This window comes from Plantactinospora alkalitolerans (genome assembly GCF_015690345.1).
GTDB classification, from domain to species: Bacteria; Actinomycetota; Actinomycetes; order Mycobacteriales; family Micromonosporaceae; genus Plantactinospora; species Plantactinospora alkalitolerans.
Genome location: NZ_JADPUN010000234.1, coordinates 1 through 8351, shown reverse-complemented (window position 1 = coordinate 8351; position 8351 = coordinate 1). Strand labels below are relative to the sequence as shown.

Annotated in this window: 9 protein-coding genes and 1 pseudogene; 6 read left to right on the top strand and 4 right to left on the bottom strand. The window is 71.9% G+C overall.

The annotated features are described in order from the left end of the window. Positions 1 to 253: pseudogene (locus I0C86_RS26585) on the bottom strand (hypothetical protein); the annotation flags it as partial. A 202-nt stretch (positions 254 to 455) separates the two neighbouring features. Here I0C86_RS26585 and I0C86_RS26580 point away from each other — a divergent pair. Beyond that, positions 456 to 1367 (top strand): TAXI family TRAP transporter solute-binding subunit, encoded by a 912-nt coding sequence (locus tag I0C86_RS26580; RefSeq protein WP_323373861.1) that lies wholly within the window; start codon positions 456 to 458, stop codon positions 1365 to 1367. 4 nt (positions 1368 to 1371) lie between these two features. Here the strand turns inward: I0C86_RS26580 and I0C86_RS26575 are convergent, their stop codons facing one another. Together I0C86_RS26575 and I0C86_RS26570 are read right to left on the bottom strand one after the other, a co-directional pair. Continuing rightward, a complete protein-coding gene (locus tag I0C86_RS26575; protein WP_196204017.1) occupies positions 1372 to 2790 on the bottom strand; it encodes a HAMP domain-containing sensor histidine kinase in 1419 nt (472 codons plus the stop codon). A gap of 12 nt (positions 2791 to 2802) precedes the next feature. Next, positions 2803 to 3459: a response regulator transcription factor gene (locus I0C86_RS26570; RefSeq protein ID WP_196204020.1), complete on the bottom strand. Its 657-nt coding sequence runs from the start codon at positions 3457 to 3459 to the stop codon at positions 2803 to 2805. A 229-nt stretch (positions 3460 to 3688) separates the two neighbouring features. Here I0C86_RS26570 and I0C86_RS26565 point away from each other — a divergent pair, with 229 nt between their 5' ends. Continuing rightward, positions 3689 to 5074 (top strand): MFS transporter, encoded by a 1386-nt coding sequence (locus tag I0C86_RS26565; RefSeq protein WP_230394837.1) that lies wholly within the window; start codon positions 3689 to 3691, stop codon positions 5072 to 5074. 124 nt (positions 5075 to 5198) lie between these two features. After that, complete coding sequence (locus tag I0C86_RS26560) at positions 5199 to 5417, top strand: winged helix-turn-helix domain-containing protein (RefSeq protein WP_196204015.1); 219 nt, start codon at positions 5199 to 5201, stop codon at positions 5415 to 5417. Positions 5418 to 5504: 87 nt separating this feature from the next. Here I0C86_RS26560 and I0C86_RS26555 read toward each other — a convergent pair whose 3' ends face one another. After that, the gene (locus I0C86_RS26555) at positions 5505 to 5726 is read right to left on the bottom strand and encodes a hypothetical protein (protein ID WP_196204014.1); all 222 of its coding nucleotides are present in this window, start codon (positions 5724 to 5726) and stop codon (positions 5505 to 5507) included. Positions 5727 to 5919: 193 nt separating this feature from the next. Between I0C86_RS26555 and I0C86_RS26550 the strand changes: the two genes are divergently transcribed. The 3 genes from I0C86_RS26550 to I0C86_RS26540 form a co-directional block, all read left to right on the top strand. Beyond that, positions 5920 to 6141 (top strand): winged helix-turn-helix domain-containing protein, encoded by a 222-nt coding sequence (locus I0C86_RS26550; protein ID WP_323373859.1) that lies wholly within the window; start codon positions 5920 to 5922, stop codon positions 6139 to 6141. Between the two features lie 87 nt (positions 6142 to 6228). Continuing rightward, entirely contained in the window at positions 6229 to 7698 is a 1470-nt protein-coding gene (locus I0C86_RS26545; protein WP_196204018.1) for a pyridoxal phosphate-dependent decarboxylase family protein, read from the top strand. A 97-nt stretch (positions 7699 to 7795) separates the two neighbouring features. Next, the coding region (locus I0C86_RS26540) for a lytic polysaccharide monooxygenase auxiliary activity family 9 protein (RefSeq protein ID WP_196204013.1) at positions 7796 to 8351 on the top strand (556 nt) is incomplete at its 3' end.

Here is an 8351-nt window from a genome sequence, read left to right as displayed (position 1 = left end):
CGGCGGTGGTCCGCTCGGGAAAGACCGGCGTACCCAGCCGGGCCAGAAGTTCCGCGAGTCGAGCGGCGGCTGCCGCCGAGCTGAACTCGGCCAGCACGGTGGTCGGCTGCCGCCCGCTCTCCACTCGGGTGCACCTGATCAGGCACGCCGCCTCGAAGGCATCGGCCAGCGAGGTTCGGTCCAGCAGGCTGGTTCCGCCGGACGGCCGGACGGGCGGCCGCGTGGAGACGTACGCCCCGGTGCTCCAGATCATCTTTGTCGCCCCCCGTAGTCGCGACAACCAACTACGTTCACGGTGGTCGTATCCGCCGTCAGGCGGTAGACATCGGTCGAAGGCTTGAGCAAAATTTGCGTTGAGTGTCGATCTTCGCCGGGGTGGTGGTGGGGTGGGTGGGGCACGGTCGCACCGACGCGCTGGCCGAGAACTGGCCGGGCGGCGGCTCCACACGCTCGCCGTGGCGGTTGCCGTGGTCTCGACGGCGCTGCCGGTCAGCGCCGCCTGCACGTCCGGAGTGACCGAGCCGACCAGGCTGCGGATCGCCACCGGCAGCGCGACGGCGGTGTACTACGCGGTCGGTCAGTCCCTGGCCGGCATCCTCAACCGGGAACTGCCCGACGTGACCGCGAGCGTGGTGGTCACCGCCGCGTCGGCGGAGAACGTGTCGCTGGTCTCCAGCGGCCAGGCCGAGTTGGGCTTCACCCAGGCCGACATCCTGCCCGTCGCCGCACCGGCCGGCGCCGGGATGAGCGCCATCGCGCGGGTCTACGACGACCTGCTGCATCTGGTCACCCGGGCGCAGGGGCCGATCCACCAGCTTGAGGACCTGCGCGGTCGCCGGGTGGCGATCGGGGCGCCGGGCTCGGGCACCGCGGTCACCGCAGGCCGGCTGCTCGCGGTCGCCGAGGTCGACGACGACCTGGCCGAGACGCTGCGCCTCGGCATCGACGACTCGGTGGCGGCGCTGCGGGCCGGCAAGATCGACGCGTTCTTCTTCTCCGGTGGCCTGCCGGTCAAGGCCGTGGCGGACTTCGCCGCCGAGACGTCGGCCCGGTTCGTCGACCTCGGCCAGTGGGTCGAGCCGCTGCGCAGGTCGTACCGGGAGGTGTACGTCGGCCGGGACATCCCCGCCTCGGCGTACGGCACGGAACCGGTGACGACGGTGGCGGTGCCGAACTATCTGGTGGTGGCCACGGCGTTGCCGGAACAACTCGTCTACGACGTGACCCGACTGCTGATGCAGCGTCGCGACGAGCTCAGCGGTGCCCATCCGGCCGCCGCCCGGTTGAACGCGCAGTCGGCGATCACCACGACTCCGCTCGCCCTCCATCCCGGCGCGGCGCGCTACTACCAGACCCACAAACCCTGAGGGGTCAGGCGGGCCCGGGTGCCTCCACCGCACGGGGCGGGGCCGGCGGTTCGCCCGCCCGGAACCACACCTGCGCGGTGAGTCCGGTCGGCTCGGCCGGTCGCATCGTCAGCCGGCCGCCGGAGGCGTCGACCAGCACCGCCACGATGGTCAGGCCGAGGCCGGCACCGTCGATGTTCTGGGTGTCCGGCGCCCGCCAGAACCGTTCGGTCGACGATTCGAGCTGTGCGCCGGTCATCCCGGGGCCGTCGTCGGTGACCTCGACGACCACCCCCTCGTCCAGGTGGTGGACCGAGACGTCGACCCGCCCGCCGGCACGACCGAACTTGACCGCGTTGTCGATCAGGGCGTCCAGCACCTGGTCGACCGCGGTCGGCACCGCGCGGGCGTACGCCGGGCCGCCGTCGCCCGGCCGCAGCCGGAGCGCGATGCCGTGCCGGTTGGCCAACGGCTGCCAGGCGGCGACCCGGGACGCGGCCACCGTCGCGGCGTTCACCACCACCATCGTGTGCTGGGCCCGTTCGGCACGGGCCAGGGTGAGCAGCCCGTCGAGCACCTGGGCCAGCCGGTCGGTCTCCTCCAGGGCCAGCTTGTGCTCGTCGCGCCCGTGCTCGTCGGTCAGGCTCGGGCCGAGCTCCTCGACCCGCAGCCGCAACGCGGTCAGCGGGTTGCGCAACTGGTGACTGGCGTGCGCGACGAACGCCCGTTGGCGTTCCAAAGCGTCGGCGACCGCGTCCGCCATCTCGTTGAAGCTGGTGGCGAGCCGGCGCAGCTCGGGCGGCCCCTGCTGGGTCGGTACCCGGGCCAGGCCGTCCCCGGCGGCGATGTCATGGGTCACCACGTCGAGGACGGTGACCGGACGCAGCACCCAACCGGCCAGCCGGAACGCGGTCATCACCCCGGCGGAGACGGCCAACAGCCCGATCGTGGCCAGCGCCGCCCACCAGACGGCGACGGTCCGGCGGACCCTGTTGGTCGACGAGACCGTGACGACCGCCCCGATCACCTCGCCGCCGTCGTTCACCGGCACCGCCACCACCAACGGGTCGGCCTGCCAGGGCCAGACCACCTCCGGAATGGTCATCTGCCGGCCGGCAAGGGCACCGAAGACCGCCTGGTCGGTCAGCTCCGAACCGACGTGCAGGCCGCCGGTGGCCACCACCGACCGTCGCTCCCGGTCGATCACGGCGGCGGTGATCCCGTACAGCTCCCGGTAGCGCCGCAGCTCGTCGTCGATCGCGCTGACCGCGCCGCTGCGCAGGGCGGGGCCGGAGAGTGACGCGAACCGGTTGGCATCGGCCAACCGGTCCGCCCTGAGCCGTTCGGTTTCCCGGTTGGCCAGGGTGACGGCCAGCGGCGTCTCCAGGGCGAGCAGGACCAGGATCATGAGCAGCGAGTAGCTGAAGACCAGACGGCGGCGCACGTCGGCTCCGGTCTACTCGGCCCGGAGCCGGTAGCCGATGCCGCGCACGGTCTGCACCAGGTCGGGGTCACCGAGCTTGCCGCGCAGCGAGCCGACGTGCACCTCGACGGTGTGCCGGGCCGCGCCGGTGGTCGGCCAGACGTCGAGGACGATGCGGTCGTGCGGCACCACCGAACCCGGTTGCCGGGCCACCGACACCAGGATGTCGAACTCCTTGCGGGTCAACGTCACCGGCTGCCCGCCGACGGTGACGAGTCGGGCCGCGACGTCGATCCAGATCGGACCGACCTCGACGATCTCGGGCCGGGCCGCACCGGCCCTGGCCCGGCGCAGCACGGCGACGATCCGGGCCTCCAGTTCGGCCATCGAGAACGGTTTCACCACGTAGTCGTCGGCGCCCATCCGCAGCCCCAGGACCCGGTCGCGTTCCTCGCCCCGGGCGGTGACCGCGATGATGCCGAGGTGCGCGCTGCGTTGGCGCAGGGCCCGGCACACGTCCACACCGTCGCCGTCGGGCAGGGTGAGGTCGAGCAGCACGAGGTCACACGGCGCGGCGGCGAGCGCGGCGGCGGCGGTCGCGGCCCGTTCCACGTCGTACCCCCGCCGGGACAGGGCGGACGCCATCGCGCCGGCCACCCGGGCGTCGTCCTCGACCAACAGGATCCGCATACCCGCCCGCTCCTCCTCTGGGGGTACCAGCACTGCGATCATCTCGCATCGAGCTGGCAGGAGAGAATGCCCGGATTCTCAAGATTGCCGCAACTTCGCGCATCGATCTTCCCGGTCCGCGACGGGAGCGGCAAGATCCAGGTCAGCCGAGTCGGGGCGACCGATCGGCCGTCACTACCGCACGAACGCGGGAGCCCGGACAAGATCCATGCGGCTAGCATTCCGCCGCATGGATGCCCCGCCACCCCGGGCCGCCGACCCCGTACCGCCGGTGACCGGCCTGCCCCGCCGGGTTCATGCCGGGTACGCCCTCGGATCGCTGGCCACCGGTGCCTTCGGTACGGTTCCCGGCCTGGTCCTACTGCCGTACCTGACCGACACCCTGGGCGTGGCGGCCGGGCTGGCCGCACTGCTGGTACTGCTGCCGAAGGCCTGGGACGTGCTGGTGAACCCGGTCGCCGGCCGGATCTCGGACCGGACCCGGTCCCCCTGGGGCGCCCGGCGCCCGTACCTGCTGGCCGGCGGGCTCGCCCTGGCGGTGCTCTTCGGGGCCATCTTCGCCGCGCCGTTCGAGGCCGGGCCGGCTGCCGCCGGGTACGTCGCGGTGGCGTTCCTGCTCACCGCGACCGCGTTCGCCTTCTTCCAGGTGCCGTACGTGGCGATGCCGGCCGAGCTGACCGACGACTACGCCGAGCGGACCAGGCTGATGACCTGGCGGGTCGCCGTACTGGCGCTGGCGATCCTGGTCTCCGGCGCGCTGGCACCGGTGGTGGTCGCTGCCGGTGGGGACGGCGTCGCCGGACACCGTTGGCTGGGGCTGTTCGTGGCGGTGCTGATCGTGCTCGGTGCGGTGGGCGCGTTCCTGGGTACCCGGTCCGCGCCGACCGGTGTCGTGGTGGCGAGCGAGCCGAGCCTGCGGGCCCAGCTCGCGGTCGCCGCCGCGAACCGGCCGTTCCGGCTGCTGCTGATCTGCTTCGTGGTGCAGGCGGCCGGCATCGCGACCGTGCTGGCCGGGGTCAGCTACTTCGCCACACACGTGCTGCGCGACCCGGACACCGGAGCCACCCTGCTGTTCGCCTGCTTCGTCGGCCCGGCCCTGCTGGTCATGCCGCTGTGGAGCCGGGCCGGCGCCCGGCTCGGCAAGCCCCGCGCGTTCGGCGTCGCGTCCCTGCTCTTCGCGGCCGGCGCGCTGGCCCTGGTCGCCGCACCGGTGCTGCCGGCCCCGGTGGTCTACCTGCTCGTCGCGCTGATCGGCGGCGGCTACGCCGGCCAGCAGGTCTTCGGAATGGCGATGCTGCCGGACTGCATCGCGTACGACACGGCACGTACCGGCCGCCGGCAGGCCGGGGTCTTCACCGGGATCTGGACGGCCGGCGAGACGTTCGGGCTGGCCCTGGGGCCGGGCATCTACGGCCTGGTGCTGCAACTGACCGGCTACGTCTCGTCGTCGACCGGCCATGCGGCGACGCAGTCCAGCACCGCCCGAACGGGGGTGCTGATCGGGTTCACCGTGTTGCCCGCCCTGCTGGTCGGGCTCGCCCTGCTGGCCATGCGCCGCTACGACCTCACTCCGGAGCGGTTGGCCGCCGCCTCGGGCCCCGCTCCCGCGCGGTAGCGGGATCCTTTCCCCATTCGCTGGTGAGCCGCTCGTACGCCACCCGGGCGGCCCAGCACATCCCGGTGTGATCCGGCGGCTTGCCACAGGTGGTTCTCTATAGGTGCTGACTGGAGGGATCACCGTGCCAACGCGCTACCGCTATGAAGAGATAGCCGATGACCTGGAGAAACGGATTGAGGCGGGCGAGTTCCCGCCCGGCTCCAGGCTGCCCAGCCGGCGAGAGCTAATCGAGCACTACGGCGTCACGGAGCCCGTCACCGACCGGGCCATGCAGAACCTCCGGGCCAAGGGCATCACAGAGACGCTGCCCGGCGTCGGAGTGTACGTCCGGGAGCGCTGACCGACTGCCCTGGAGACTGCGGTCCGTTACCTGACGCCGGAGCGGTGGGCGGCGGCGACGGCCGCCGATCCGGAGCGGCAGCAGGTGTCACTTTCCCCATTCGCTGGCGAGCCGCTCGTACGCCACCCGGGCGGCCCAGCACATCCCGGTGTGGTCCGGCGGCCGGCCGCACGACCGGCAGTTGCCGCCGTTGCTGACGTGACGCAGGAGCACGCTGCGCATCTCGGCCCGTTCGACGGACTCCGGTACGGGAAGCGGACCAGGGTCGGTGAGCGGTACGGGCTGGTGCGGTAGGTCGTCGCTGAACATCCGCGTCCTCCTTCGTCGCCAGACGGCAGGTCCGGCCACGGAGCCCTGCGTCGCGTAGCCGGACCGCCTTCCGCCCCACCTGGTTTGCCGACCGGAGGGGCGATACGAAAAAGGGTGCCATGGGTGCCATGGGTAGGCAAGGGTCCACGGGGAGTGGTCTACTGGAATTGCCGACCGGAGGGGATTTCTAGTAGTGGCTCCCTATTCGTCTATTTACGAGCGGATTGCCGATGAAATGGCGGGCCGGATTGCATCCGGGGAGTTCCCGCCCGGTGCCAAGCTCCCGACCCGTGCCGAACTGTGTGCGGAGTACGAAGTCTCGGACTTCGTAGCGGACCGTGTCTTCCTGACGCTCAAGATGCGTGGCCTCACGGAGACCGTTCCTGGACGTGGCGTCTACGTGAAGAAGGATTGAGCGGCCGGCACCACGGCAGGGATCCCTGTCATGGTCGGCGCGTACGAGGCGCTCACCTGCGCGGTTCCGGCTGTTACGGTGGCCGCCATGATCGACGTGTTGCCGCCGGAGGGCGTACCCGCAGACAAGGTCCTGGCCGAGCTGCGCGACCTGCGTGCCGCAGACCTGCCGACCCACGGCGGGCGGCTGTTCGCCTACGTCTACGACTCCGCGCTGCCCGGCCTGGATGAGCTGGCGATGTCGGCGTACGCCCTGGCGGCGCACGTCAACGGGCTCGATCCGACCGCCTTCCCTTCCGTGCTGGGGCTGGAGAACGCGCTGGTCGGTGCGGCGTCCCGGCTGCTCGGCGGCGGCCCGGGTACGGCGGCGCCGGACGTCGTCGGCAGCGTCACCAGTGGTGGCACCGAGTCGCTGATCCTGGCCGTCAAGGCGGCCCGGGACGCCCGGCCGGAGGTGGCCCGACCCCGGTTGGTGGTGCCGACGACCGGGCACGCGGCGTTCGCCAAGGCGGCGCACTATCTCGGGGTCGCGCTCGACCAGGTGCCGGTGTCGGCCCGGACGCTCCGCCCGGAGGCCGGGGCGGTGGCGGCGGCGATCGGCCCGGACACCGTACTGGTGGCGTGCTCGGCACCGTCGTATCCGTACGGGGTGGTGGATCCGGTCGCCGAGATCGCCGAGGCCGCCACCGGGGCCGGGGTGCGGTGCCACGTGGACGCCTGCTTCGGCGGCTGGACCCTGCCCTTCCTGCGCCGGCTCGGCGAACCGGTGCCGCCGTTCGACTTCGGCCTGCCGGGCGTCACCTCGATCTCGGTGGACCTGCACAAGTACGCGTACGCCCCCAAGGGCGTCTCCGTGCTGCTGCACCGGGATGCGGACCTGCGCCGTTCGCAGTACTTCGCGTTCGCTGGCTGGCCCGGGTACACCATGGTCAACCCGGTGATCTCGTCCACCCGGTCGGGTGGGCCGCTTGCCGCCGCGTACGCCACGCTGCGGCATCTCGGCGAGGCCGGCTACCTGGCCCTGGCCGAGCGCACCCTGGCGGCGGTACGGGGACTGGCCGCCGAGGTGTCCGGTGTGGACGGACTGCGGCTGCTCGTCGAGCCGGAGTCGACAGTCGTCTGCTTCGTCAGCACCGATCCCGGGCTGGACCTGTTCGTCCTCGCCGACGAACTGACAGCGCGCGGCTGGCACACCCAACCCCAACTGTCGTACGGCGACGTGCCGGCGAACATCCACCTGTCGGTGACCGCCTCGGTGGCGCCCCGGGTGGTGGAGTTCGGTGCGGACCTGCGGGACGCGGTGGAGGCGGCCCGGCGTGCCGGCCCGGTGCCGCTTCCCGCCGACCTGCTGGGCATGCTCGGCGCGCTGGCTCCCGAGCAGCTCACCTCGGACCTGGTGGCCGGCATCGCCGCCGGGCTGGGGCTGGACCCGGCCGCCGCCGGTCGGCCGCCGGAGCGGATGGCGCCGGTGAACGCCCTGCTCGACGCCGCTCCGGTGCCGGTACGGGAGCGCCTGCTGGCCGAGTTCCTCGGTGTCCTGCAACGGCCGGCGTACTGATTTCGTCTGATCGATGCTTTTCTGTCTGTAGATATTTACTGTTAATAATCCTTACTTTATCTTGAGGGTACCTTCCCGATGAAGTAAGGAGCCCACGATGCGAAGAACCGTGGTCCTGGCGCTGACCACCGTCGCCGCCGTCCTCTCCGCTCTCGTCGTCGCCGTGCCGGCGGCCCAGGCGCACGGCTACATCTCGTCGCCACCCAGCCGGCAGGCGCTCTGCGCGCAGGGGCGGGTCGCCAACTGCGGCCAGATCCAGTACGAGCCGCAGAGCGTGGAGGGGCCGAAGGGGCTCCGCAACTGCCACGCCAACATCGGCCACTTCGCCGTGCTGAGCGACGAGAGCCGGAACTGGCCCGCCACCTCGGTCGGCAACACGGTGACGTTCAACTGGGTGCTGACCGCGCGCCACGCCACCAGCACCTGGGAGTACTACATCGGCAACTCCCGGATCGCGGTGTTCGACGACGGCGGGCGGCAGCCGGGCGCCACCGTCTCGCACAGCGTCAGCATGGGCGGGCGGACCGGCCGGCAGAAGTTGCTGGCGATCTGGAACATCGCCGACACGGCGAACGCCTTCTACGCCTGCGTCGACCTCCAGATCGGCGGCGGCGTGGTCGGGTTCGCGGTCCGGGTGGGCGTGGGGGTCGGGT

What these genes read in the sequence shown, in the direction of transcription:
- I0C86_RS26570 (WP_196204020.1), bottom strand. Translation starts at nt 3,459, where the DNA reads ATGCGGATCCTGTTGGTCGAGGACGACGCCCGGGTGGCCGGCGCGATG.
- I0C86_RS26565 (WP_230394837.1), top strand. Translation starts at nt 3,689, where the DNA reads ATGGATGCCCCGCCACCCCGGGCCGCCGACCCCGTACCGCCGGTGACC.
- I0C86_RS26555 (WP_196204014.1), bottom strand. Translation starts at nt 5,726, where the DNA reads ATGTTCAGCGACGACCTACCGCACCAGCCCGTACCGCTCACCGACCCT.
- I0C86_RS26545 (WP_196204018.1), top strand. Translation starts at nt 6,229, where the DNA reads ATGATCGACGTGTTGCCGCCGGAGGGCGTACCCGCAGACAAGGTCCTG.